Source organism: Microbacterium resistens (assembly GCF_021172025.1).
GTDB lineage: Bacteria > Actinomycetota > Actinomycetes > Actinomycetales > Microbacteriaceae > Microbacterium > Microbacterium resistens.
Genome location: NZ_CP082781.1, coordinates 3,066,860 through 3,090,135, shown reverse-complemented (window position 1 = coordinate 3,090,135; position 23,276 = coordinate 3,066,860). Strand labels below are relative to the sequence as shown.

The 23,276-nt window shown below is 71.9% G+C and carries 21 protein-coding genes and 1 tRNA gene; 16 read left to right on the top strand and 6 right to left on the bottom strand.

Annotation, left to right across the window (positions count from 1 at the left end; genetic code table 11):
- Positions 1-24 precede the first annotated feature (24 nt).
- Genes K8F61_RS14635 through K8F61_RS14610 form a run of 6 tightly spaced genes read left to right on the top strand, consistent with a single transcriptional unit; the run spans position 25 to position 6,288 of the window.
- Positions 25-1,092, top strand: coding sequence for an ABC transporter substrate-binding protein (locus tag K8F61_RS14635; protein WP_231819634.1), 1,068 nt, complete (start codon positions 25-27; stop codon positions 1,090-1,092).
- A complete protein-coding gene (locus K8F61_RS14630; protein WP_231819633.1) occupies positions 1,089-1,943 on the top strand; it encodes an ABC transporter ATP-binding protein in 855 nt (284 codons plus the stop codon). The genes K8F61_RS14635 and K8F61_RS14630 overlap by 4 nt, the downstream gene beginning before the upstream one ends.
- Positions 1,933-2,844, top strand: coding sequence for an ABC transporter permease (locus K8F61_RS14625; protein WP_219086055.1), 912 nt, complete (start codon positions 1,933-1,935; stop codon positions 2,842-2,844). Before K8F61_RS14630 ends, K8F61_RS14625 begins: the two co-directional genes overlap by 11 nt.
- Complete coding sequence (gene cobA, locus K8F61_RS14620; RefSeq protein WP_231819632.1) at positions 2,841-3,863, top strand: uroporphyrinogen-III C-methyltransferase; 1,023 nt, start codon at positions 2,841-2,843, stop codon at positions 3,861-3,863. Before K8F61_RS14625 ends, cobA begins: the two co-directional genes overlap by 4 nt.
- Positions 3,860-5,281, top strand: coding sequence for an FAD-dependent oxidoreductase (locus tag K8F61_RS14615; RefSeq protein ID WP_231819631.1), 1,422 nt, complete (start codon positions 3,860-3,862; stop codon positions 5,279-5,281). The genes cobA and K8F61_RS14615 overlap by 4 nt, the downstream gene beginning before the upstream one ends.
- Entirely contained in the window at positions 5,278-6,288 is a 1,011-nt protein-coding gene (locus K8F61_RS14610) for an NAD(P)/FAD-dependent oxidoreductase (protein WP_231819630.1), read from the top strand. The genes K8F61_RS14615 and K8F61_RS14610 overlap by 4 nt, the downstream gene beginning before the upstream one ends.
- A gap of 165 nt (positions 6,289-6,453) precedes the next feature.
- Here K8F61_RS14610 and K8F61_RS14605 read toward each other — a convergent pair whose 3' ends face one another.
- Complete coding sequence (locus tag K8F61_RS14605) at positions 6,454-7,056, bottom strand: toprim domain-containing protein (protein WP_231819629.1); 603 nt, start codon at positions 7,054-7,056, stop codon at positions 6,454-6,456.
- Between the two features lie 264 nt (positions 7,057-7,320).
- Here K8F61_RS14605 and K8F61_RS14600 point away from each other — a divergent pair, with 264 nt between their 5' ends.
- From K8F61_RS14600 to K8F61_RS14580, 5 genes are all read left to right on the top strand, one after another.
- The gene (locus K8F61_RS14600) at positions 7,321-8,865 is read left to right on the top strand and encodes a nucleobase:cation symporter-2 family protein (RefSeq protein WP_231819628.1); all 1,545 of its coding nucleotides are present in this window, start codon (positions 7,321-7,323) and stop codon (positions 8,863-8,865) included.
- 59 nt (positions 8,866-8,924) lie between these two features.
- Entirely contained in the window at positions 8,925-9,131 is a 207-nt protein-coding gene (locus K8F61_RS14595; RefSeq protein ID WP_231819627.1) for a type II toxin-antitoxin system VapB family antitoxin, read from the top strand.
- The gene (locus tag K8F61_RS14590; protein WP_231819626.1) at positions 9,128-9,568 is read left to right on the top strand and encodes a PIN domain-containing protein; all 441 of its coding nucleotides are present in this window, start codon (positions 9,128-9,130) and stop codon (positions 9,566-9,568) included. The genes K8F61_RS14595 and K8F61_RS14590 overlap by 4 nt, the downstream gene beginning before the upstream one ends.
- An 85-nt stretch (positions 9,569-9,653) precedes the next feature.
- Positions 9,654-10,253: a DUF2165 domain-containing protein gene (locus tag K8F61_RS14585; RefSeq protein WP_231819625.1), complete on the top strand. Its 600-nt coding sequence runs from the start codon at positions 9,654-9,656 to the stop codon at positions 10,251-10,253.
- 61 nt (positions 10,254-10,314) lie between these two features.
- Positions 10,315-11,736, top strand: a complete 1,422-nt coding sequence (locus tag K8F61_RS14580; RefSeq protein WP_231819624.1) for an MFS transporter — start codon at positions 10,315-10,317, stop codon at positions 11,734-11,736.
- A gap of 143 nt (positions 11,737-11,879) precedes the next feature.
- Here the strand turns inward: K8F61_RS14580 and K8F61_RS14575 are convergent, their stop codons facing one another.
- Positions 11,880-12,485, bottom strand: coding sequence for a MarR family winged helix-turn-helix transcriptional regulator (locus tag K8F61_RS14575; RefSeq protein WP_231819623.1), 606 nt, complete (start codon positions 12,483-12,485; stop codon positions 11,880-11,882).
- A gap of 88 nt (positions 12,486-12,573) precedes the next feature.
- On the opposite strand from K8F61_RS14575, the gene K8F61_RS14570 reads away from it, so the two are divergent.
- Positions 12,574-13,422: a hypothetical protein gene (locus K8F61_RS14570; RefSeq protein ID WP_231819622.1), complete on the top strand. Its 849-nt coding sequence runs from the start codon at positions 12,574-12,576 to the stop codon at positions 13,420-13,422.
- A 125-nt stretch (positions 13,423-13,547) separates the two neighbouring features.
- On the top strand, positions 13,548-14,516 hold the full coding sequence (locus K8F61_RS14565) for an AraC family transcriptional regulator (protein ID WP_231819621.1): 969 nt from the start codon (positions 13,548-13,550) through the stop codon (positions 14,514-14,516).
- Between the two features lie 32 nt (positions 14,517-14,548).
- Here K8F61_RS14565 and K8F61_RS14560 read toward each other — a convergent pair whose 3' ends face one another.
- From K8F61_RS14560 to dcd, 3 genes are all read right to left on the bottom strand, one after another.
- Positions 14,549-15,757 carry an MFS transporter gene (locus K8F61_RS14560; RefSeq protein ID WP_067249514.1) on the bottom strand — a complete coding sequence of 403 codons (1,209 nt, stop codon included), beginning with the start codon at positions 15,755-15,757 and terminating at the stop codon, positions 14,549-14,551.
- A 130-nt stretch (positions 15,758-15,887) separates the two neighbouring features.
- On the bottom strand, positions 15,888-17,351 hold the full coding sequence (locus tag K8F61_RS14555; RefSeq protein WP_231819620.1) for a hypothetical protein: 1,464 nt from the start codon (positions 17,349-17,351) through the stop codon (positions 15,888-15,890).
- Position 17,352: 1 nt separating this feature from the next.
- On the bottom strand, positions 17,353-17,958 hold the full coding sequence (gene dcd, locus K8F61_RS14550; protein WP_067244913.1) for a dCTP deaminase: 606 nt from the start codon (positions 17,956-17,958) through the stop codon (positions 17,353-17,355).
- A 143-nt stretch (positions 17,959-18,101) separates the two neighbouring features.
- On the opposite strand from dcd, the gene K8F61_RS14545 reads away from it, so the two are divergent.
- Positions 18,102-18,175, top strand: a tRNA-Gly gene (locus K8F61_RS14545).
- A gap of 87 nt (positions 18,176-18,262) precedes the next feature.
- On the opposite strand, the gene K8F61_RS14540 is transcribed toward K8F61_RS14545, so the two are convergent.
- Positions 18,263-19,438, bottom strand: a complete 1,176-nt coding sequence (locus K8F61_RS14540) for a hypothetical protein (RefSeq protein WP_231819619.1) — start codon at positions 19,436-19,438, stop codon at positions 18,263-18,265.
- 330 nt (positions 19,439-19,768) lie between these two features.
- Here K8F61_RS14540 and K8F61_RS14535 point away from each other — a divergent pair, with 330 nt between their 5' ends.
- Both K8F61_RS14535 and K8F61_RS14530 read left to right on the top strand, forming a co-directional pair.
- Positions 19,769-20,416 carry a hypothetical protein gene (locus K8F61_RS14535; RefSeq protein WP_231819618.1) on the top strand — a complete coding sequence of 216 codons (648 nt, stop codon included), beginning with the start codon at positions 19,769-19,771 and terminating at the stop codon, positions 20,414-20,416.
- A 432-nt stretch (positions 20,417-20,848) separates the two neighbouring features.
- Positions 20,849-23,158, top strand: coding sequence for an ATP-binding protein (locus K8F61_RS14530; protein WP_231819617.1), 2,310 nt, complete (start codon positions 20,849-20,851; stop codon positions 23,156-23,158).
- The last annotated feature ends 118 nt before the right edge of the window (positions 23,159-23,276 follow it).

The following is a 23,276-nucleotide window of genomic DNA, read 5'->3' as shown; positions in this document are numbered from 1 at the left end:
CCCGACGCCGCGAAGGAGGCGACTGTGAACAGCACCATCCGCACGACCGCGACCCTCACCACCCTCGGACTAGGGATGGCGATGCTGGCCGCATGCTCCTCCCCCGCCGCCGACGCCGCGGAGGCCGGGCTCGACACGCTCCGGCTCGGCTACTTCGCCAATGTGACGCACGCGCCCGCTCTCGTCGGCGTGGCCGAGGGACTGTTCGACGACGCGCTCGGGGACACGGAGGTCGAGACCCAGGTCTTCAACGCGGGCCCGGCCGCCGTCGAGGCGCTGTCGGCCGGGGCGATCGACGCGGCGTACATCGGCCCGAACCCGTCGATCAACACCTTCATCCAGTCCGGCGGCTCCTCCGCGCGGATCCTCGCCGGGGCCACGACCGGCGGGGCCGCGCTCGTCGTCCGGGACGGGATCGTCGCGCCCGCGGACCTCGCGGGCACGACCCTCGCTTCGCCGCAGCTCGGCAACACGCAGGACGTCGCGCTTCGGAGCTGGCTCCGCGCCGAGGGCTTCGCGACGACGACCGCGGGCGGCGGCGACGTGCGGATCACGCCGACGGAGAACGCGCAGACCCTCAGCCTGTTCCAGAACGGCGAGCTGGACGGCGCCTGGCTCCCCGAGCCGTGGGTGTCGCGACTCGTGGTCGATGCGGGAGCCCACGTGCTCGTCGACGAGGCGGACCTGTGGCCGGAGGGCCGGTTCCCCACGACGGTCCTGCTCGTCCGCGCGGAGTTCGCCGAACAGCACCCGGACGCGGTCGAGGATCTGCTCCGCGGCCACCTCGCGGCGCTGGACTGGATCGAGTCCCATCCGGCGGAGCTCCCGCAGGTGGTGAACGCCGCCCTGGAGGACGCGACCGGCAAGGCCCTGGACGACGCGGTGCTGGAGCGGGCGCTCGCCCACGTGACGTTCTCCCCGGATCCGCAGGCCGCCGCCTTCACGGCGCTCGTCGAGAACGGCATCGAGGCGGGCACGCAGAAGGAGGGGTCGATCGACGGCCTGTTCGATCTGACGGTCCTCAACCGGCTGCTGACCGCGGACGGCCGGGATCCGGTCGCGGATGCGGGACTCGGAAGGGACGACGGATGACCGCCGCCGACGCCGGCTCGCGGGTCGGGTCCCCGCCGTCGGCGCCTCCCGTCGGGCTCTCCCTGGCGCCGAGCTTCGACGCCGTCGCCCCCATCGTCGTCCCCGCGCCCCTGCCCGCTCCGGCGGTCCGCCTGGACGGGGTCTCGAAGCGGTACGGTGCGGGGCCCCTCGTGCTCGACGGCATCAGCCTGGACATCGCGCCCGGCGAGTTCGTGTGCCTGCTGGGTGCATCCGGGTGCGGCAAGTCGACGCTGCTCGCCCTCGTCGCCGGTCTCGAGCCGCTGACGCAGGGCGCGATCCGGACGCCGTCCGGCGGGGCGGCGGTCATGTTCCAGGACTCGGCCCTGATGCCCTGGCTGAGTGCGCGGCGCAACGTCGAGCTGGCGCTGCGCCTGCGCGGGGTCCCGCGCGGCGAGCGCCGCGCGGAGGCGCTGCGGCTCCTGTCGATCGTGAACCTCGCCGACGCGGCCGAGAAGCGTCCGCACGAGCTGTCCGGCGGGATGCGTCAGCGGGTCGCGCTGGCCCGCGCGCTCGCGCAGGACCGGGACGTCCTGCTCATGGACGAGCCGTTCGCGGCGCTCGACGCGATCACCAGGGACCTGCTCCACGAGGTGCTGACCGACGTCTGGCGCGAGACGGGGCGGACGATCCTGTTCGTCACGCACAACGTCCATGAGGCGGTCCGGCTCGGACAGCGCGTGGTCCTGCTCTCCAGCCGTCCCGGTCGGGTCGCCGGCGAATGGCGCGTCGGCGCGGCCGCGGACCGGCGCATCGAATCCCCCGAGGTCGCGGCCCTGGCCGCCGAGATCACGCTCCAGCTGCGCAAGGAGATCCGACGCAATGCCGACTGACACCGACGCCGCCGTCCTCCCCTCCTCCGCGAGAGCCGATGCGGACGAGCTCGCCCGCGTCGAGGCCGGGCTGGACCGGCTGCAGACCGCCCCGGCCCCCGTCGCCCGCGGCCGCGACCGGCTCGCACGGGTCCTCCCTCCGGTCGTCCTCCTGCTCGTGCTCCTCGCGGCATGGCAGGTCTTCGTGGCGATCGTCCAGCCGCGGCCCGACATCGTGCCGGGCCCGCTCCAGGTGCTCGGGGCGTTCGCCGACGCGGCGCAGAGCGGACGACTCCAGGAAGCCGTCCTGACCAGCCTGGAGCGCGGCCTCGTCGGGTTCGCGATCGCCGTGGTCGTGGGCACACCGGTCGGGCTCCTGCTCGCCGAGTGGACGCCGCTGCGCCGCGCCGCAGGACCGTTGATCTCGGGGCTGCAGGTGCTCCCCTCCGTGGCATGGGTGCCGGCCGCGATCATCTGGTTCGGGCTGTCGGACGCCACCGTGTACTTCGTGATCCTCATGGGGGCGATCCCCTCGATCGTCAACGGCCTGCTCGCGGGGATCGACCAGGTGCCGCCGCAGCTGCGCCGCGTCGGCGTCGTGCTCGGCGCCGGACGCGCACAGCTCGCGACCGCGATCGTGCTGCCCGCCGCGCTCCCCGGGTACCTCGCCGGCATCAAGCAGGGCTGGGCGTTCTCGTGGCGCTCGCTCATGGCGGCGGAGATCATCGCGGTGGGCGGGTCCATCGGCTTCGGCCTGGGATCGATGCTCCAGCAGTCCCGCGAGCTCGCCGACCTTCCCGGCGTGCTCGCGACGATCCTGCTGATCCTGGCCATCGGGATCCTCATCGAGCTCGTCCTGTTCGGCCCGTGGGAGCGGCACGTGCTGCGCCGGCGCGGACTCGCCCCGGGGGCCGCGTCGTGAGCGCCGTCGCCCGGATCGCCGTCCCCGGAGGGGTCGTGCTCGTCGGAGCGGGTCCCGGCGACGCGGGGCTGCTCACGCGGGCCGGGCTGCGCGCCCTCCAGGAGGCGGACGTCATCGTCGCCGACCGGCTCGGCGCCCGCGCCGTGCTCGACCAACTGGCCGCCGAGGGCGTGGAGATCACGGCGGAGGTCCTCGACGTCGGGAAGCTCCCAGGCCACCACCGCGTGCCGCAGGCGGAGATCAACGCGCTGCTCGTGCGCCTCGCCGGCGAGGGCCGGGCCGTGGTGCGACTGAAGGGCGGCGATCCGTTCGTCCTGGGCCGCGGACGCGAGGAGCAGCTGCACCTGGAGGAGGAGGGCGTTCCCGTGCGCGTGGTGCCCGGGGTGACGAGCGCCGTCTCAGTGCCCGCGGTGGCGGGGATCCCGCTGACCCACCGGGGCGTGGCCGCCTCGTTCACGGTCGCCAGCGGTCACGATCCGATCGCCGCTCTCCCCGGCGGTCGCGACCACACGATCGTGCTGCTCATGGGCATCGGCACCCTCGCCCACGCGGCGGCGGTGCTCGCCCGTGGCGTCCGCGGCGGCACCTGCCCGATCGCGATCGTCGAGGACGGGTACGGACCGGGCGAGCGTGTGACCATCGGCACCCTGGACTCGATCGTGGAGCTCGCCGCCGCCCGTCGCGTCCGCAGCCCCGCCGTCGTCGTGATCGGCGACGTGGTGCGCCTGAGCCCCGAGGCCCCGCCGGCCCTGCGCGCCCCCCGCGCCTCCGCGGGAGCTTCTCCCGAGCCGTCGACGCCGCCACCGCCGCCCGCGGCGCGGACCCGCCGCGCCGGCGCCGTCGCACGACTGGCCGAGGCGCTGGAAGCCGGTCTCGCCGTCGACACCGGGCTCCTCGCGGCCGTCCGTCGCGACGAGCCGCCCTTCCCTTTCCACCCCCTTCCGGAGGAGACTGGAGACAGCGCCAGCGCCGCCGTTCCCGGACCCTCCTCCGCCGAGCGAAAGACGCCGCGCCGATGACCTCTTCCCTTCCCTCCCCTCTCCGCGTGGCGATCGTGGGCGCCGGCCCGGCCGGGATCTACGCCGGGAACATCCTCACGACCGCCGTGGCCGCGGTGCGCGAGGCCGAGGACGCCGGCGCGCGGGTCGAGATCGACCTGATCGAGTCGCTCCCCGCCCCGTACGGCCTCATCCGCTACGGCGTGGCCCCGGACCACCCGCGCATCAAGGGCATCGTGAACTCCCTGCACGAGATGCTCGACGCGCCCCCGTCCGACGCGGCGGGTGGCACGGAGACGGCTCCTCGACGCTCCATCCGGTTCCTCGGCAACGTCGAGGTCGGCCGCGACGTCACGCTGGAGGAGCTGCGCGCCCGCTACCACGCGGTGATCCTCGCGACCGGGGCGATCCGGGACGCCGTCCTCGACGTCCCCGGCGCGGACCTTCCCGGCTCTTACGGGGCGGCGGACTTCGTCGCCTGGTACGACGGCCACCCGGACGTGCCGCGCGAGTGGCCGCTCGACGCCGCCTCCGTCGCGGTCATCGGGAACGGCAACGTCGCCCTCGACGTCGCCCGCGTCCTCGCCAAGCCCGCCGCCGCGCTGCGCAGCACCGAAGTGCCCGACTCCGTCCTCGCCGGGCTGGAGTCCTCCGCGGTGACGGACGTGCACGTCTTCGGGCGCCGCGGCCCCGCCGACATCAAGTTCACGCCCATCGAGCTCCGCGAGCTCGGCGAGGTCGCCGGCGTCGACATCGTGCTGCACGACGAGGACTTCGACGGCGTGGACCCGGCCGCCGCGCCGAACAACCAGCTCAAGATCATGCTGCGGACGCTCCAGTCCTGGCGCACGCGGGAGCCGAGCGGAGCGCCGCGGCGCCTGCACCTGCACTTCTGGCATGCGCCGCTCGAGATCGTCGGGGCCGAGCGGGTGGAGGCCGTCCGTTTCGCTCGGACCGCTCCCGGCGCGGAGGGCGTCGTCGCCACCGGCGAGGAGCGGACGATCCCCGTCCAGGCGGTGTACCGGGCCGTGGGCTACTTCGGCTCCCCGGTCCTGGGGGCGCCGTTCGACGAGAGCCGCGGCGTCGTCCCGAACGAGGGCGGACGGGTCGACGGCGAGCCCGGTCTGTACGCGACCGGATGGATCAAGCGCGGACCGGTCGGGCTCATCGGTCACACGAAGTCGGATGCGAGCGAGACCATCGCGAACCTCCTCGACGACGCGAGGGCGGGGCGTCTGCCCGAGCCGGCGGACTCCGGGGATCTGCTCGACGACCTGGTCGCCCGGGAGGTCGCCGTGACGACCTGGGACGGCTGGCTCGCGCTGGACGCCCACGAGCGGGCGCTCGGGGAGACGCACGAACACCGCCGCGAACGCGTCAAGGTGATCCCGCGCGACGAGCAGGTCGCCATCTCGTCCGCCGGCGCCCTGGCGCGATGAGGAGCGGGGTCCCCCGTTCCCGGCCGGGCAGCGGTGAGGCGGCGGAGTCGCTCGCCCGTCCGGGCACGGGCGCTCTCGCCGAGCCGTACGACGCGCTGATCATCGGCGGAGGGCCCGCAGGCCTGTCCGCCGCCCTGGGTCTCGGCCGATCCCGCTCCCGTGTCCTCGTCGTCGACGCGGACCGCCCTCGCAACGCCGCGACGCTGAACTCGCACGGCTTCCTCACCCGCGACGGGGTGCCTCCGCACGAGCTGCGTCGCCTCGCCCGCGAGGAGCTCGGCGCCTATCCCGACGTCGAGATCCTCTCCCGGCGGCGCGTGCTGTCCCTGCGGAGGACGACGGATCCGCACGCCCCGTTCGAGGCCGAGGTCGGCCGACGCGAACCGGAGTCCCGCGTGCGTGCCCAGACGGTCCTGCTCGCGACCGGTCTGCGGGAGACGCTGCCCGAGGTCCCGGGGCTCCTCGGCTGCTACGGCGTGAGCGTGTTCAGCTGTGCGGCGTGCGACGGGTGGGAGCTGCAGCAGCGGCGCCTCGCGTTGTTCGGGCGGACGCCGGATCTGGCCGTGCGAGCGCGGCTCATCGCCCGATGGACCGACGATCTGACGGTGTTCACCCACGGCGAGGACGTCCTCGACGCCGTGCAGGAGGCGGAGCTGGCGGCGATCGGCGTCGTCGTCGAGCGGCGGCGGGTCCTCGACCTCGTGTCGGAGAAGGGCCGGATCGTGCACGCCGTCGTGGAGGGCGGGGCCGTCCTGCCGCTGGACGGCGGGTTCGTCCGCCCGGAGTGGTCGCTGGACCTCGCGTTCCTCGACGGCATCGATCCGGATCGAGACGCCGCGGGCCACCTCGTCACCGACCGCGCCGGCCGCACGAGCATCCCGGGTCTCTACGCCGCGGGAGACGCCGCCTCGCCCGGTCCGCAGCAGCTCATCATCGCGGCCGGCGCAGGAGCCCGGGCGGCCACGGCGATGGTGCACGACGCCCTCGGCGTCTCGACCCCCCACTGACCTCGGTCGTTGAGCGAGGCCGCGGCCCCGTGACGAAACGCGCCCCGACGTTTCGACTCGCGGAGACCCGCACTGAGCGAGCGCAGCGAGTCGAAGTGTCGCTCAACGACCGAGAACCGCCACCACCGGTCGTTGAGCGAGGAGCGAAGCACCGAGACGAAACGGCTACTGCGAGCCCTCCAGGCAAGGCGGGGACGCGAGGTCGTCCAGCAGCGCGCGCAGCGGGGCGGGGATCCGGTCGGCGGGAAGGGCCGCGATCACATCCGCGGCGAAGTGCGCCTTGCGCCCGCCCGCGGTCCCGGCGAAGCGGTGCAGCTGCGCCTCCACGGACCGCACACGCTGCGCCGGCTGTCCCTGGAAGACCCGGAACAGCGCCAGTTCGCCCCGGGCGGCCAGCGTCTCGAGCACCAGCTCAGGCCCCGCCGCGCGGATCACCTCGTCTTCCAGATCCCGCGCGCACCCGTGGAAGCCGACCGCGGCGAGCGCGTCGAACACCGTTCCCGCTGCCGGTGCATCCATCCGGCCGGCGGCGGCCAGCGCGCCGACGACGAACCTCTCCTCCGCGGTGTCGTAGAGCCCCAGAACCGGCTCCGCTCCCGATGCCGCCAGGGCCATCAGTCGCGAACGGAGGTTGGTGATCCCGCCCAGCACGTCCAGCGCGACGCCCGCCAGCGGTCGCCCCAGCACGCGCGCGGCCTGCTCGAGGGCGAGCCGGTCGCTCTCCCCCTCGAGCAGCACGACCGGCCCGGCGGACCGCGATCCCGACATGGCACGACGCTACCGCGCCCGCCTCGCCCACCCGATCTGCACACTCCCGCCCGATCTGCACACCCGCCACGCGAGAACGTGTGCCGATCGGGAATGGATGTGCAGATCGGGCACCGTGGAGGATGATGCACAGACCGCCGCTGGACGGCCGGTGCGGCGACGGACGGTTGACCGGCCCGAACGACTGGCCTAGCATTGTCGCAGTTCGGAACTCTTTTTCCGTACTGCGGATTATTGATCGACGACGATCAGGAAGCGCGAGACATGAGCAAGACGAAGACGCGGCACGCTCGTCCCACCGACCGCCCCGAGGACGCCCGGCTCGGCATCGGCCCGAGCTTCGCCTACGGCCTGCAGCACGTGCTGACCATGTACGGCGGGATCATCGCCCCGCCGCTCGTGGTCGGACAGGCCGGGGGGCTCTCCCAGGCGGAGATCGGCACCCTCATCGCGTGCTCGCTCTTCATCGGCGGGCTGGCCACCATCCTGCAGACCATCGGCGTGCCGTTCTTCGGCTCCAAGCTGCCGCTCGTGCAGGGCGTGTCGTTCTCCGGCGTCGCCACCATGCTCGCGATCCAGGGGGACGGCGGGATCCAGGCGGTGATGGGCGCCGTGCTGGTCGCCTCCGCGATCGGGTTGCTGATAGCCCCCGCGTTCGCGCTGATCATCCGGTTCTTCCCCCCGGTCGTCACCGGGACGGTGATCACCTCGATCGGTCTCTCCCTGCTCCCGGTGGCGGCGGGCTGGGCCATGGGCGGCAACGCCGAGGCCCCGGACTACGGCTCGGTCGCGAACCTGGGCCTGGCCGCGCTGACCCTGCTGCTGGTGATCCTGCTGACGAAGTTCGGCACGCCCGCGATCGCGCGCCTGAGCATCCTCATCGCCCTCGCCCTGGGCACCCTGTTCGCCACGGTCATCGGCGTCGCGGACTTCTCCACGGTCGGCGAGGGACCCGTCTTCGCGCTGCCCACGCCGTTCGCCTTCGGCCTGCCGACCTTCGACATCGCCGCGATCGTGTCGATGCTCATCGTGATCCTCGTCACCTTCACGGAGACGACCGCCGACATCCTGGCGGTCGGCGAGGTCGTCGGCACCAAGGTCGACTCGAAGCGCATCGCGAACGGCCTGCGCGCCGACATGCTCTCCAGCGCCGTCTCCCCCGTGTTCAACTCCTTCACGCAGAGCGCGTTCGCGCAGAACGTCGGACTCGTCGCCATCACGGGTGTGAAGAGCCGCTTCGTCGTCGCCGCCGGCGGTGTGATCCTCGTGGTCCTGGGCGTGCTCCCCGTCCTCGGGCGCGTGGTCGCCGCCATCCCCACCCCGGTGCTCGGAGGCGTCGGCATCGTCCTGTTCGGGACCGTGGCCGCGAGCGGCATCGCGACCCTCTCCAAGGTCGACTACAAGAACAACCTCAACCTCATCACCGTCGCCGTCTCGCTCGGCTTCGGCCTGCTCCCGCTCGTGCAGCCGAGCATCTACGACGGGTTCCCGTCCTGGTTCACGGTCATCTTCCACTCGGCCATCAGCTCGACGACGATCATGGCGATCCTGCTGAACCTCGTGTTCAACCACCTCGTGCGCCGCTCGAACACGAAGGGCGACCGCAGCGTCTTCGTCGCCGCGGCGAGCCGGTCGGTACCCGAGGAGCTCCTCGACGCCTTGGAGGACGGCGACTCCGTCGTGGACGGGAAGATCATCGACGCCGAGGGCCAGGAGGTGCCGATCGTCCCGACCGGCACGGTCCGCGTCGTCGACCCGAGCCGCCCTGTGGAGAACTCCGCGGCGGACGGGACCCCGAAGGCCGACTGACCTCGCCCCGCCTCGCGTCGGATATCCTGAAGAGAAGAATGGGATATCCGGAGGTGATCATGACCAAGACGCTCATTGATGTGGACGACGCCCTGATCGCGAGGGCGATGGAGGTGACGGGGGCGACGACGAAGAAGAGGGTCGTCAACGAGGCACTGGCACAGGTGGTGCGCCGAGCCGATGCGATCGGCTACGTCGACATGATCCGCGCAGGGGTCATCGTCGACCTCGATGACCCGCAGGTCACCGACGGCGCACAGCGGTGAGGCACGTCTTCCTCGTCGACAACTCCGTGCTGCAACGGGTCCACCGATCCCCGGCCGTCGCCGACGCGCTCATCGAGTTGCTTTCATACGGAGATCTGGGCGGGTGCCTGCCGCAGCGACTCGAAGAGGGGTATTCGGCGAGATCGGCGCGCGAGCACGACGCGATCATGGCGGCGAGCGACCGTGCACGCATCTTCCTCACCCCCGACGAGCGGGTCGCGGAGATCGCGATCGACCTCCAGCGACGACTGTTCCATTCCGGCATCGGGCGCGCGGCCGGCGTCAGCGACCTGCAGATCGCGGCGACGGCGATCCGGCACTCCGCCGACAGGCAACGCGTCGTGGTCGTCCACTACGACGCGGATTTCGACAGCATCGCCCAGGTCGCCCCGGAGCTGGAGCACCGCTGGATCGTCCCCCGGGGCTCGGTGGACTGACGCACGAGGATCCGAGCGGGCGTCGGCGCCGAGGTTCCCTCGCCGGCCTCTGTTCCCGGAGCCGCAAGGGCGCTACGGTGCAGGCATGACCGCATCCCCCGCCCCGGTGCCGCGCTGGCACGTCATCGGCACCCTGCCGTTCGCGGCCGCCGCCTTCGCCCTCGTGAACGGCCTGTACATCTTCCTGGTGGCGCTCGGCAACGTCACCGACTACGAGACGAACTTCGCGTTCGTCCAGCACGTGCTGTCCATGGACACGACCAACTTCGGCCAGCAGGCCGGAACCGGCCTGGATCCGGACGTCATGTGGCGGGCGATCTCGAACCCGGTCGTGTGGAACATCGGCTACGTCGGGATCATCGTCTGGGAGTCGCTGGCCGCCGTCGCGCTGATCGTCTCGGTGGTGTTCTTCGTGCGCGGTTTCCTCGGTCACGGCTACGGCGCCGCCCGGCGCTGGGCGACGATCGGCGGGGTGATGATCGTGCTGCTGTTCGTCGGCGGATTCATCGCGATGGGCGGCGAGTGGTTCCAGATGTGGCGGTCGCAGGCCTGGAACGGCCTGGATCCGGCGTTCCGCAACGCGACGCTCGCCGGCATCGGACTGATCCTGCTGCACCTGCCCTCGCCGCGCTGGCAGGACGGCGAGCCCGCCCTGGCCGAGACGCCCGCCGCCCCCGCGGCGTGAGCGAGGATCGCCTGCGGCGCGCCGCTACCGGGCGTTCACCCGGCGAGGACAGACTTCATCCATGAGCACGCCCGAGGATCCGGCCGCCCGACGCCCCGCCGACGGACCGCCGGCCACCGCCGACAGCGGCGCCGTCGGCGTCATCGGCCTGGAGCTGCGCGGCGAGGAGCCCGCGTCGAAGAAGCAGATCTACTCCTGGGCGCTGTGGGACTGGGCCACCCAGCCCTTCAACACGGTCATCCTCACGTTCATCTTCACGGCGCTCTACCTCACGACGGACGCGTTCCTGCCGCCGGAGATCGCGGCGCTGAACGCCGACGACCCGGTCAAGGAGTCCGCGATCGCGGGTCTGACCAGCGGCCTGGGCCTCGGGTCGACCATCGCCGGCCTCGCGATCCTCGTGCTCGCGCCGGTGCTCGGCCAGCGGGCGGACGCGGCGGGACGCCAGAAGCTGTGGCTCGGGATCGGGACGGGAGCGCTCGTCGCCTGCATGTTCGGGCTGTGGTTCGTCGAGCCGACGCCGTCCCTGTTCTGGCTGGGAGTCGCCCTCATCTCCGCCGGCGCCGTGTTCGGGGAGATCGCGGCGGTCAACTCCAACGCGATGCTCATCGGGATCGCCACGCCTCGCACCGTCGGGCGGGTGTCCGGCCTCGGCTGGGGCTTCGGCTACCTCGGCGGGATCGTCGCGCTCGTCCTGGTCATCGTGTTCTACAGCGCGGACTGGTTCGGGCTCCCCGACGACGGCGGGCTCCCGTTCCGTCTCATCGCCGTGGGATGCGCGGTCTGGGCCATCGTCTTCTCGATCCCGATCTTCCTCCACGTGCCCGAGCCGTCGCTGGGCCGGCCGGAGCGGAAGGTGGGGTTCCTCGCCTCGTACGGCCTGCTGGCGAAGGACGTCGCCGGCCTCTACCGGAACCCCGAGACCCGGCCGACCTTCTGGTTCCTGCTCTCCAGCGCCGTCTTCCGCGACGGGCTCGGCGGCGTGTTCACGTTCGGCGCCGTGATCGCGAGCACGATCTTCCAGTTCGGATTCATGGAGCTCGTGATCTTCGGGGTCGCCGCGAACCTCATCGCAGGGGTCTCCACCATCGTCGCCGGGCGCTTCGACGACCGGTTCGGCCCCAAGCGCGTCATCCTCACCGCCCTGACGGCCATGGTCGTCGCGGGTCTCGCCGTGTTCTTCCTCGTGGACTCCGGGAAGACGGTGTTCTGGATCGGGGGCCTGATCCTCTGCGCCTTCGTGGGTCCCGCCCAAGCGGCCGCACGCTCCTTCCTCGCACGCGTCACCCCGGCGGGACGCGAGGGCGAGATCTTCGGGCTGTACGCCACGACCGGCCGCGCCGCCAGCTGGATGGCCTCGGGCGCGTGGACCATCCTGATCGTGCTGACCGGCGCGACCGCCTTCGGCATCCTCGGGATCGTCCTCGTCCTGCTCATCGGCCTCCTGCTGCTGCTCCCCGTGCGCGAGCGCGTCGGTCGTTGAGCGAGCGCAGCGAGACGAGGCGCCCGAAACGCTGGGTCACCACGTTTCGTCTCGTCGCTGCGCTCCTCGCTCAACGACCGGAAGGCGCGTCGGTCGTTGAGCGAGCGCAGCGAGACGAAACGCCCGACGCCCCGAGGAGGGGGTCAGCGCCAGTTCTCGGCGAGCTTCGTGAGCAGACGTGCGAGCTCCGTGCGTTCCTCCGGCTCCAGCGCCTCCAGGGCGCGACCAAGCACTTCGCGCCGCTCGCCGCGGACGCCACGGATCAGCCGTCGGCCCTCGTCGGTGAGCACGATGCGGGTGCGCCGCGCGTCCTCCGGATCCGCCTCGCGGACCACCCATCCGCTGTCCACGCCCTGCTGCACGAGCCGTGAGGCGCGGGGCTGATCGACCCCGATCGCCTCGCCGATCGCACTGACGCTGAGAGCACCCCCTGCGAGCGCCTCCAGCATCCGCAGCCGCGCGGGTGCGCGTCCGTCCATCCCGTGTCCGCCCCGCCCGCCGGGCATCCCGGCCCCGCGGTGCCCGCGATGGCCGCCGTGGCCGTGCCCGCCGTGCAGGCCCACTCCCTCCCGGTCGCCGTCCGAGGGAGCGGGCACGCCGTGCCGGTGACCCCGGGCGTGCGGGCCGCCGTGCATGCGCGGATCCCCGGGGCCGAAGGGCCCTCGTCCACGAAGTCGTCCGAGGAACGCGAAGATCGCGTCGACGGGATCGGGGACCTCGCCGTCCGATGGGCGCTGCGGAGTGCTCACCCGCTCATTTTACATGCGACTTGACATGCATCTAAATCGCATGTCACACTACATACACATGCACAATGACAAGCAAAGGACATCACCCATGAACACCCAAGACTTCACCTCACACTCCGCCGATCGACCGTTCGGCTTCTGGATCACCGCCGTCGACCGCCTGATGGCGGCCGAGTTCGCCCGCGCCTTCGAGAACGAGGACGTGAGCCGTCGCGAGTGGCGCCTGCTCAACGTCGTCGACGGGACCGTCCCGTCGGATCGCCCGCTGTCGGCGTCCAAGCTGCGCCGCCTGGTCGAGCTCGGCTGGGTGGCGAGCGACGGCGACGGCTGGACGCTCACCGACGAAGGACGTGGCGCGAAGGAACGCCTCGATGCCCTCGTCGACGGCATCCGCGCCCGCATCGCCGGCGCCGTCGAGCCCGACGAGTTCGCCGCCATGGCCTCGACGCTCGAGAAGATCACGCGCGAGCTCGGCTGGCAGGAGGGCATGCGTCTTCCCCGGCGCCCCGGGCGTACCCACCGGCACGGCGAGCACCGGCACGGCGAGCACCGGCACGGCGGTCGGCGCCAGGACCGACACGACGACGGCCAGGACGACCGCGCACGTCGCGCCTTCCGCGCCGTGCTGCGCGAGATGCGCCGACACACCGACTTCGGCCACGGCCGTCCTGCGGACCCGCACCACACCGACCCGACGCACGCCGGATTCGGCCGCCGGCCGCACGGCGACCACGGCACCGAGCGGTTCGACCGGTTCCCCGGTGCCGACCGGTTCGCCCCCGCCGACCGGTTCGACCGCCAAGAGTGCGACGGGCCGCGGGGAGGCCACGGACACGACGGCCGCCGCGGTCGCCACTCGCACCACGGCCGCCCCTCTCACGGCGGCCACCGCCGCTCCGGGGCGACCCACATCCACCTCCACCTCGGCGAGCGCTGACCTCTCCGATGCCCGCCCGGCCGCCGGAGGCCCCGCGTTCGCGAACGCGGGGCCTTCGCATGTCCCGGCGCGCACACGCGACGTCACGACGGAATACGTCGTTCCGAGCGCCGGTTCGTCCTTCTATGAGCACGATCGCCGCCCCCGCCCCGACCGTCCGCCCGCGTGTCGCCGTCGCGGCGCCGGAACGCCGGTCGACGGCGGCGCTCGAAACCGTCCTCGCGGCGGTCGACGTGCACATCCGGCGCCAGATCCGGGTCTCCCTCGATGCGGGAGAGGTGCTCCCCGTCGACGCGGGCGACCTCGCCCTCGTGTACGTGCTCGACGGCGAGGTCCGGATCCTCTCCGACGGCGGCTCCTCCTGCACCATCCGCCCGACCGGCCGGGTCTCCCTCTCGCCGGCGAAGCCGCCGCTCAGCGCGCTGTCCGCGGGTGACGTCCTGCTGTCCACCGGCGGCCGGTCGCTCGCGCTGGAGGCTCGAGGACGGGCGCGGATCCTGCTGTCGGCCCTCGACCTCGCCGACGGATCCGCCCACGTCGCCGGCCTGCTCCCCGAGCGCGCCTTCGTGACCGGGTTCGACACGCTCGAGCCCGCGGCCGCCGCGCTCGCCCAGCACATGGGCGTGGACCGCGAGAACGCCTGCCCCGACCGGGAGGGCGACCTCACGATCTGCCGGATGATGTCCCGGACGGTGCTGGCCTCGGTGATCCGCGCCTGGTCCTCGAACGGCTGCGCCCCCGCCGGCTGGCCGTCCCTGTCGAACGACCCGTTCCTGGACCGGGTCGTCGACGCGATCCAGGCCGAGCCCGGTCGGGACTGGTCGCTGGACAGCCTGGCCGCGCTGGGCGCGATGTCGCGCTCCGTCTTCGCCGAGCGCTTCCGGCAGGCCTTCGGCCGCTCGCCCCTCGGCTACGTGACCGACGTGCGGATGCGCTCCGCCCAGGAGCTGCTGCGCCGCGGCTACAGCGTGAGCGAGATCTCGCGCGAGCTCGGCTACGGATCCGACGAAGGGTTCAGCCGCGCATTCCGTCGGCACACCGGGATGACCCCGTCGGCCTGGCGGGCCGCGCGCACCGCCGCGCTTCCCGCCTGAGCCCCTCGCCTCCCACGGCGGAGGCCGCGGCGTCAGCGGCGCGCGCCCGCCCGGTTGGACAGACCGAACAGGACCGCGCCCACGGCCAGCGCGACGGCGCCGGCGACGTACACGACCTCGATCCCCACACCGTCCACCAGCGCGCCGCCCACCCCGGCGGCGATCATGATGGCGGCCTGGAATCCGACGACCACGACGCTGCCGCCTGCCTCCAGGCGATCCGGCATCCGGTGCCCGACCCAGGTGTTCACGATGAGCAGCCACGAGGCGAAGAAGAAGCCCCAGACGAACGCGGCGACGCCGATCGTCCACGGGGAAGCGGATCCGAGGATCACGAGCAGCACCATCAGGGCGATCACGAGCGGGGAGACGACCGCGAACAGACGGTAGGTGCGGTCGATGACCACGCCGATCACGAGGTTCCCCACGAGACCGCCGACGCCGAAGACGGCGAGCAGCAGGATCACGGTGCCCGCGTCGATCGGAGTGCCGTCCATCTGGACCCGATCCAGCGCGAGCCGGATGTAGGTGTAGGCGAGGAAGTGCCCGAGCACCACGAGCACGTGGCCGACGACGCCGAGCGCGATGCCCGGGCGGCGAACCGTGTCCAGCAGCACGGAGAGCCGAGCGGCGTTCTCCGCGGGGACCGAGGGCAGGAGGATCCGCAGGGCGATCGCGAGGGCTCCCGTCGCGACCGCGGCGATGACGAAGACCGTCCGCCAGTCGGCGAGCTCGCTGAGCATCACGCCGATCGGCACTCCCGCGACCGTGGCGAGGGAGGTTCCCGCCGACGTGAACATCACCGCCCGGCCGAGGCGCTCGGGACCGGCGATGCGCGCGGCCACGGTGATCGACATCGTCCAGAACCCGGACAGCGCCGCGCCGAGCAGGATCCGTGCCAGCAGCAGCAGCGGCAGCGAGGGCGCGAACGCGACAACGATGTTGGAGACCGCGGCGGCCACCGCCATCCAGACGAGCAGGGAGCGGCGGTCGAGGCGAGGAAGCGCGAGTCCGATGGTCGGGGCCACGAGCAGCCCGACGAGCGCCGTGACGGTGACCATCTGGCCGGCCTGCCCGGGCGTGACCCCCACGTCGGCGGCGATCTCGGTGAGCACGCCGTTCGGCAGGAACTCGGCCGTGACGAGCAGGAAGCTCATCGCCATCATCGTGATGAGGGCGCCGTAGCGCAGCGGGGCCGATCCGGCGGCGGTGGTCACAGGGGTGGGGGCGGTCGTGGTCATGCTTCCACTCTGTCGTGGCTCCGCGGCGCCCGCCCGACCGGGCGTCCGTCGCACCCGACGGATCGTCCGGCCTCCGCGAGGACACGACGGTCGGCGCTCATCCCCCGGATCCGCAGCGGCGAGCGCCGGGTCAGAGCGGCAGGGCCAGGTAGAACTGGAACACCTCGTCGCCCGCGGGGCCCTCCACGAGCATCACCCAGGAGCGGGACGGGTCGTCGCCGACCGTCCAGAGGACGGCAGATGTCGTCGCGGAGTCGTAGTCGTACCGCATGCCGCGTCCGTCGTCGTAGACGGTGTCCTGCGAGGTGGGGGTGCCGCGTTCCTGGGCGAAGCGCTCGAACGCGCGGTCCGAGGCCGCCGATCCGCCCGTGAAGCTCCACACCGTCATCTCCACCTCGCCCACGGAAGACGTGTAGACCGCGTGCGCCACCTCGGCCGCGTTGGCCGAGTTGGTGTCCGCCGTCTCCCACTCCTCCGCGAGTCGCCAGGTCACCGCGCCGTCGGCGCTGACGATCCGGGCCCCGGCCTCATCCGCCAGCGCCGTGCAGACCTCGTCGCAGCGCGCGGCGGGGCGGGGCGTGACGGCGGCGTCGGTCTCCGTGGGGCGCGGGCTCGCCGACGCCGCCGGCGATCGAGTGGTCGAGGGCGACCGGGACGGGGCGACCGACGGCGCCGCCGAGGACGACGCCGAAGGCGATGCAGTGGTCGCCGGTGCGGGCGCCGCCGACGACGAGGACTGCCCGAGGAGGAAGACGATGAGCACGATCGCGCCGACGAGCAGCAGCCCGAGGAAGCCGAGGATCGCGGCGGTCCATCCGCGGTAGCTGCGGTCCTCCCCGGCAGCGTCGTCCCGCCGCAGGTCCGTGGCCGGCGGCGCCGCGGGCAGGCCGCCGAAGGGGGACCCTCCCGGTGTGCCCGCGGCGTCCGAAGACGGCGCCGGGGCGCCGGATGCCGGGACGCTCGGCGACGAGGGCGCAGCCGGGACGCCGGGCGGTGTCGCGGCTGCATCCGTGGTCGGGGGTGCGGTCGGCGCTCCGTTCGGCGAAGGGGCCCCGGCGCCGGTCGGTCCGGAGTCCATCGGTGCGGTCCCGCCCGGCGGCGGAGCCGACGAAGCGGACGGCGCACCGGAACCGGACGACGCGGGGATGAGATGGGTGCCCGCGTCCGTCGCCGGTCCTGACGGCCGTTCGTCCGTGGCGGAGGCGAGCAGCGCCTCGTCCACCGGCGGGTCCGGGGGCGACTCGATGAGGTCGAGGATCGCGGCGTCCGGCTCGGGGATCTCCGGCGCCGGGGGGATGTCGATGGCGTCCCCCGAGGAGAGCAGCTCTTCCGGGTTCAGCTCCTCGGCCGCGGGGGACGCGGCGAGCGCACCGGCCTCGGCCACGGCGTCGGAGGCCTCGGCGAGCGCCTGTTCGGCCTGGGCGTTCTCCGGGCCCGGTACGGCGGGGGCCGCCGGGACGTCCGGGGAACCGGCCTCCGGCAGATCGTCGCCGCCCGCGGCGGGCGGCGGGACCGCTCCGGCGTCCGCCGCGCTCCCGGGCTCGGGGTCCGGGATGCCCGCGCCGTTCTCCGGATCGGTCGCGTCGCCCTGCATGTCAGCCCCCTGTGGATCCCGCGTCGGTCACGCCGACGTTCGTGCGATGGAAGTTCTGGAACGACCGCGACGCCGTCGGCCCGCGCTGCCCCTGGTAGCGGTTGCCGTACGGACCCGATCCGTACGGGTTCTCGGCCGGGGAGGTGAGCTGGAAGAAGCAGAGCTGACCGATCTTCATCCCCGGCCAGAGCTTGATCGGGAGCGTCGCGACGTTCGCGAGCTCCAGCGTGACGTGTCCGCGGAAGCCGGGATCGATGAACCCCGCCGTCGAATGCGTGATGAGGCCGAGGCGCCCGAGCGACGACTTGCCCTCCAGCCGCGCCGCGACGTCGTCGGCGAGGGAGACCTGCTCGAACGTGGCGCCCAGGGCGAACTCCCCCGGGTGGAGGATGAACGGCTCATCCGGATCGACCTCGATGAGCCGGGTCAGCTCGGGCTGGTCGGCGGACGGGTCGATGAACGGGTACTTGTGGTTGTCGAACAGCCGGAAGTAGCGGTCCAGGCGCACATCGATGCTGGACGGCTGGATCATCGACGGCTCGAGCGGGTCGAGCCCGATCCTTCCCTCGTCCAGGCCGGCACGGATATCCCGATCGGAGAGCAGCACGTTTTCAGCGTAGCGGCCCGCTCCGACGCTCGCCTGCAGCGTTCTCGCCGCGCCTGGGCCCTTCCGGTGTCGCGAGGCGCGGAGCCGCGGTGTCACCGGGTGGGCGCGGCGTTTGTTATGCTGGCCAGACGCCGCAAGGCTCCGGGGCTGTAGTTCAATGGCAGAACTTCTGCTTCCCAAGCAGACAGCGCGGGTTCGATTCCCGTCAGCCCCTCCACAGAGGAATCCCGACCCCGACGCGATCTTCCACGCCCGTTGCCTTTCGACTTCCCCCCTGAAAGCAAGTACATCACCCCGCGGGTGGCTACGAGTCGCGAAGCCACTTCGGCTCCCTCAAGCGGAACAACGTTGCGACCAACTGCGTGATGACCGCGGTTACGGCGACCAAGACGATCGTCTTCAGCCATCCCAGTGCTTCCAGGTTCGGTCCAAACACGGTGCGGAGTTCAGGGTAGATCAGGGTCACTCCAGTGGCACCAAGAAGCAGGGCAAGGATCGAGGAAAACACACCTGCAGGTGACTTCCAGTACCCGAGCCGCAGCACGCGCCGCGCCTGCGCGCGTTGACGCGGTTCGAGTAGCTCAGCAGCAATGGGAGCCGCGGCGAACGCTCGACGTCTCGTCTTCCGGTTGACGAGTTCGTCGACGACGAGGTCAATCCAGTCATAGATCTTCTTGACGTCGACTTCCTGGGCGTTCTGACCAAGCAACTGGGCTTTCGCATTCAAGACACGGCTGACGCGAGGTGCATCGTATGTTCGCCAGACCAGCTGTGCGGTCGCGTTGGAGCGTCGTGGCTTCGCGAAGAACTCGATCACCTCCGCTTCGATCTCGCTCAGTAGCCGAGCGGTCATCGCGATGGTGACCCGCCCCTCACGAGGGTTCTCCTGCCCGACCCACCGGTTCTCGCGGGGATGGCTGAGAGTCTTGATCGCTGCGCTCCGGGCAAGCAGACGCCACGCGAACGGCATCCGCGCACGCTCCATAGTCCCCCGCGCCCAGAGAGTGAACATCGGGATCCCGTACCAGCCGATCATCATGATGAACATGAGCCCGACGAAACGCACCCCCAGCGAAAGCGACAGCACACCCGTGCGTCCGACCTCGGTGTAGATCGCGACGCTCGAAAGCAACGACGCGACGAGCAGGACAGTTACGAGGAGTAGCGACCAGGCGACCGTGTGACGTGTGGTCCGCGCGCCTGCCAGCTGGGCCTTGAGACGGTTCGTGTCGTGTTCGGCAACCATCGCGTTCCACGCGCCTTTTCGCCCTGGAATGAGAGCCGCACGAATCCTGTGCAGTCGCTCGGGTGTGAGGCGCGAGAGATCGATGCGTTCCTCATCAGCGCGTAGACGCGGAGACGCCACCCGGCCCGCCGACACAAGAATCGTGGTCCCGAGAACCACCGAGAGCACGAGTACGGCCAACCAAATGCTCGGTGATGCGCCCATTGTCACTGCAATCTGCTCTGCGTCCGTCATGTGTCGTACCGTAGCCAGGCGCAGGGACACCAGGAGGGTTGGTCTCGTGGCGGCATCATGCCCCGCGTGCGACGGCGTTCGAACGCGCCAGAAGTCTTGTGGCGTTCTGTGCGCAAGCGCTCACTGGCGGACACACGAAACCCCTGGTCTCTTGATTCCCGTCAGCCCCTCCACAGAGGAATCCCGAAATCATACGAGGGTCCCAGCCCGCACGGCCCGGCCGATTCGTATGCTGAGAGTCGACGTTTCTGACGATTCGGGGAACGGCGGTCCTGTGCCACCGTGGGGGGCCGCGAGGTGTGCGCCGCGCGCACGGTGGCAAGGGGAGACATGTATCGGATCGCGGTCATCGAGGACCATCTGCTGCAGCGCAAGTACGCGATGGCGTTGATCAACGCACAGTCCGACATGTCCGTGGTGTACGACGGGGAGGACCTCCCGTCCTTCATGACCTGGCTGGAGTCGACGGACCGGCTCGCACGGCCGAACCTGGTCCTGCTCGACCTCATGGTCGAGCGCGGGCCGCACGCGAAGCCGGAGACCGTCCGGCGTCTGCTCGCGACCGGAATGCGCGTGGTGCTCTTCTCCGCGCTCACCTCACCGCCTCTGGCACGGCGGATGATCCAGTCGGGCGTTCACGGCCTGATCGGAAAGCGCGACACGGAATCCAGCATTCTCGCGGCCCTGCGCGCGGTCCTCTCCGGACAGTGGTGGGTCTCACCGGAGCTCGCGGTCCTGATCGCGCAGGACCCGAACCAGCCCAAGCTCAGCGACCAGGAGGAGCGGGCGCTGATCCTCTACGCCTCCGGCCTCTCGATCGAGGCCGTCGCCTCCTCCATCGGCGTCCGGCCGGACACGGCCAAGAAGTACCTGCAGCGGGTCCGGAACAAGTACGCGGCCGTGGACCGGCCGCTGTCCTCCCGCGCGGAGTGGAGCAGGACCGCCGCACGCGACGGGTACCTCACCCTCCACGACTGATCCGCAGGCCGGGCCCCGCGTGACCCCCGGCGGGGGTCAAATCGGCCGGAAGCGACCCCGCAGGGGTGTCAAAACGCCGGCACGGGAAGAACCCGAGGCGCCCGAGTCGTTGACTCGAGGGTGAGGGAGGCCACGGACGCCCTGCCATCACCGCGGAGATCGCGGGCATCGCAGGGCGTCAGCGATGCACGTCGGCGCACCGCGGTGATGTCGTACCGGTGATTCCGGATGCCTCCTTCTCGTCGGTCGGCGCCACGAGCCCTGGGGTCGGCTCGTGATCACGGGAGGAATCGCGTGCAGCATCGGACCGACGACCCCGCCACGCGGCGAGGTGCAGGAGTCGGGTTCGGATCGGCCATTTCCCCCCAGCGTCGATCCGGACCCGACCATGCCACGGCCACTCGCGCCGTGCCCGCGTGAGAGGATCCCCGCATGCCACGAGCCACCGCATCACCGGGGAGGTCCCGCCGCGCCGCGCCGCGCTCGGACGCGGACCGCTGGCTCGGCTCGAGCCTCTCCGACGCCATGCGCCGTGCGCAGTTCCTCGGTCTGGTGATGGTGCAGTTTCTGCTGATGGCCGCTGCCCTCGCCTCCCGGGTGGCCGTGCCGAAGACCACCGTGGTCCTCGTCGCCGCGGCGGTCGCCGTCGCCGGGATCCTCGTCCTCGCCCTCCGCGCGCCGGCGTTGGTCCTCATCGTGCCCTACTATCTCGCCGTCGCGTTCTGGTTCGTCGTCGTTGTCGACCCAGACGATCCGCTCCTCGGCCTCCTGGTCCCGCTCACGGCATGGACGGTCATCCTCCCGATCATGCTGCGTCCTGGCGCGTGGCCGGTCGTGGCGGCCGCCGCGCTCACGGTCGGGTTCGGCGGCGTCATCCTGCTCGCCCACCCGGACTGGGACCGCGCCGTGCTGAGCGCATCGGTGGCCACGAACGTCGTGCTCGTCGCGACGAGCGTGCTGTTCGCGAACGCACTGCGCCGGATCGCCGGCGCCCTGGACCGGCAGCGGGAGGAGGCGGCCGACGAGGAGCTGCGCGCCGAACGCGCCGGGGCGCTGCGGGAGACGACCGCCGAGTACGTCCGCGTGCTGCACGACACGATCATCAACACCTTCGGCGCGCTCGCGCGCGATCGCACCCGCGGCATGGATCCGGAGGAGGCCCGGGAGCGATGCCGACGAGACCTGGAGCGCATCCGCGACTTCCAGCGCCACCAGGTCGGCCGCGAACCCCGCTTCAGCCTGACCGACCTCGACGACGAGGGCCTCCCCGTCCGCTGGTCGGGGATCTCGGGCGACGATCTCCGCCGCTTCCAGGCGCTGCTGCCCGCCCCGGTGCTCGACGCCGTCTACGGATGCGCGTCCGAGGCGGTCCGCAACGCGGCCAAGCACTCCGGAGCCGACCATGTCGCGATCGACGTCCGGTACGCGGACGACGAGCTGCGGATCGTCGTGTCGGACGACGGCTGCGGCTTCGACCGCACCCAGACCCCCTTGCGGGGGATCGCATCCTCCCTGTTCGCACGGGGCCGGGCGCATGGGATCCGGGTGACGCTGCACAGTGCTCCCGGGGCGGGCACGACCGTGACCCTGGCCGTGCCGCTCAGCGTCCCCGGGCAGGACCCGGAGCCCGCCGGACCGACGAGCGCACCCCTGCAGACCTTCCTGCTGCGCACAGCCATGGCCTGGGTCGCCCAGGCCACCGCCATCGGACTCGCGCTGGAGACCATCCGCCCCCGGGAGGGCAGCCTGGCGGCCTACCTCCTGCTGGTCATGGTCGTCACGAGCGGGGCCACGGTCTGGCTCCGCTGCCGGGGCCTCGAGCCGGCACCGCGGTGGTTGGTCGCGCTGCTGCTCGCCGCGATCCCCGTGGCGAACGTGTGCGCGTTCGTCGCCGTGGACTACGGCGACGACGCGCCGTACCTGTTCCAGGGCATGTCGCTGACGGTCCTTCCCGTCCTGCTCCACGTCGCTCGCCCCTCGCTTCGAGCCTTCGTCGCGGCGCTCGTCACGCAGGTCCTCAGCGTCGCCATCATCGCGGCGACGGCGACGGTGGGTCACCCGGACGCGACGACGGAGATCGCCCTGCTCGCCGCACCGCCGTTCGTGCTCACGATCGTGTGCCACATCTTCTTCCGGCTGTTCCGCTCGATCGGCGCGCAGATCGCACAGACCCGCCTGGCCGCGGAACGCTCCGCCCGAGAAGCAGCGAGGCTCGAGGCAGCGACGGAGGTGCAGGTCCAGTGGAGCGCCTCCGGCCTCCGGAAGCCGCTCGAGCTGCTGCAGGCACTCGTCGACGGCACCGTCTCACCCGCCGACCCCGAGACGCGCCGGCGATGCGGAGACGAGGAGACGTACCTCCGCCAGGTCAGCGCCGTCGCGCAGGACGCGACCCGGATGACCCGGTGGTTCACCCTCGCGCTCGCGGAGTCTCGCCTCAGGGAGGTGCGCCTGCACCTGCACTCGCCGGATCAGGTGCGGATCGACGACGCCCGGGCCGATCCCCTCGGTCGTCTCGTCCTCGACTGCATCGCGCAGAGTCGGCCCGGCAGCGAGCTCGTCGTGACGCTGCTCCCGCGCGGCGCCGATCTGCGGATGCTGCTCGTCGCGACCGGCGATCCCGAGCTCGCGGATCGCCTGGGCTCGTCCGCCTCGCGAACCCTGGACCTGGCGGTCGAGCGCTTCGCGGACCACACGCTCATCGAGGCGACGATGACCGCACCGGTCCCCTCCCCGCGCTCCTGAGCCGACGCCCCGGGCCGGCGGCCAGCCGGCGCTGCACGGAGGTCTCGCGACGGCCGCGGCCCGACGGCACGGGGACGACACGGAGACGACACGGGGCGGAAGGGCGGGGAACCGCCCT

What these genes read in the sequence shown, in the direction of transcription:
- K8F61_RS14630 (WP_231819633.1), top strand. Translation starts at nt 1,089, where the DNA reads ATGACCGCCGCCGACGCCGGCTCGCGGGTCGGGTCCCCGCCGTCGGCG.
- K8F61_RS14625 (WP_219086055.1), top strand. Translation starts at nt 1,933, where the DNA reads ATGCCGACTGACACCGACGCCGCCGTCCTCCCCTCCTCCGCGAGAGCC.
- K8F61_RS14615 (WP_231819631.1), top strand. Translation starts at nt 3,860, where the DNA reads ATGACCTCTTCCCTTCCCTCCCCTCTCCGCGTGGCGATCGTGGGCGCC.
- K8F61_RS14610 (WP_231819630.1), top strand. Translation starts at nt 5,278, where the DNA reads ATGAGGAGCGGGGTCCCCCGTTCCCGGCCGGGCAGCGGTGAGGCGGCG.
- K8F61_RS14605 (WP_231819629.1), bottom strand. Translation starts at nt 7,056, where the DNA reads ATGTCGGGATCGCGGTCCGCCGGGCCGGTCGTGCTGCTCGAGGGGGAG.
- K8F61_RS14600 (WP_231819628.1), top strand. Translation starts at nt 7,321, where the DNA reads ATGAGCAAGACGAAGACGCGGCACGCTCGTCCCACCGACCGCCCCGAG.
- K8F61_RS14595 (WP_231819627.1), top strand. Translation starts at nt 8,925, where the DNA reads ATGACCAAGACGCTCATTGATGTGGACGACGCCCTGATCGCGAGGGCG.
- K8F61_RS14585 (WP_231819625.1), top strand. Translation starts at nt 9,654, where the DNA reads ATGACCGCATCCCCCGCCCCGGTGCCGCGCTGGCACGTCATCGGCACC.
- K8F61_RS14580 (WP_231819624.1), top strand. Translation starts at nt 10,315, where the DNA reads ATGAGCACGCCCGAGGATCCGGCCGCCCGACGCCCCGCCGACGGACCG.
- K8F61_RS14570 (WP_231819622.1), top strand. Translation starts at nt 12,574, where the DNA reads ATGAACACCCAAGACTTCACCTCACACTCCGCCGATCGACCGTTCGGC.
- K8F61_RS14565 (WP_231819621.1), top strand. Translation starts at nt 13,548, where the DNA reads ATGAGCACGATCGCCGCCCCCGCCCCGACCGTCCGCCCGCGTGTCGCC.
- K8F61_RS14560 (WP_067249514.1), bottom strand. Translation starts at nt 15,757, where the DNA reads ATGACCACGACCGCCCCCACCCCTGTGACCACCGCCGCCGGATCGGCC.
- K8F61_RS14555 (WP_231819620.1), bottom strand. Translation starts at nt 17,351, where the DNA reads ATGCAGGGCGACGCGACCGATCCGGAGAACGGCGCGGGCATCCCGGAC.
- K8F61_RS14540 (WP_231819619.1), bottom strand. Translation starts at nt 19,438, where the DNA reads ATGACGGACGCAGAGCAGATTGCAGTGACAATGGGCGCATCACCGAGC.
- K8F61_RS14535 (WP_231819618.1), top strand. Translation starts at nt 19,769, where the DNA reads ATGTATCGGATCGCGGTCATCGAGGACCATCTGCTGCAGCGCAAGTAC.
- K8F61_RS14530 (WP_231819617.1), top strand. Translation starts at nt 20,849, where the DNA reads ATGCCACGAGCCACCGCATCACCGGGGAGGTCCCGCCGCGCCGCGCCG.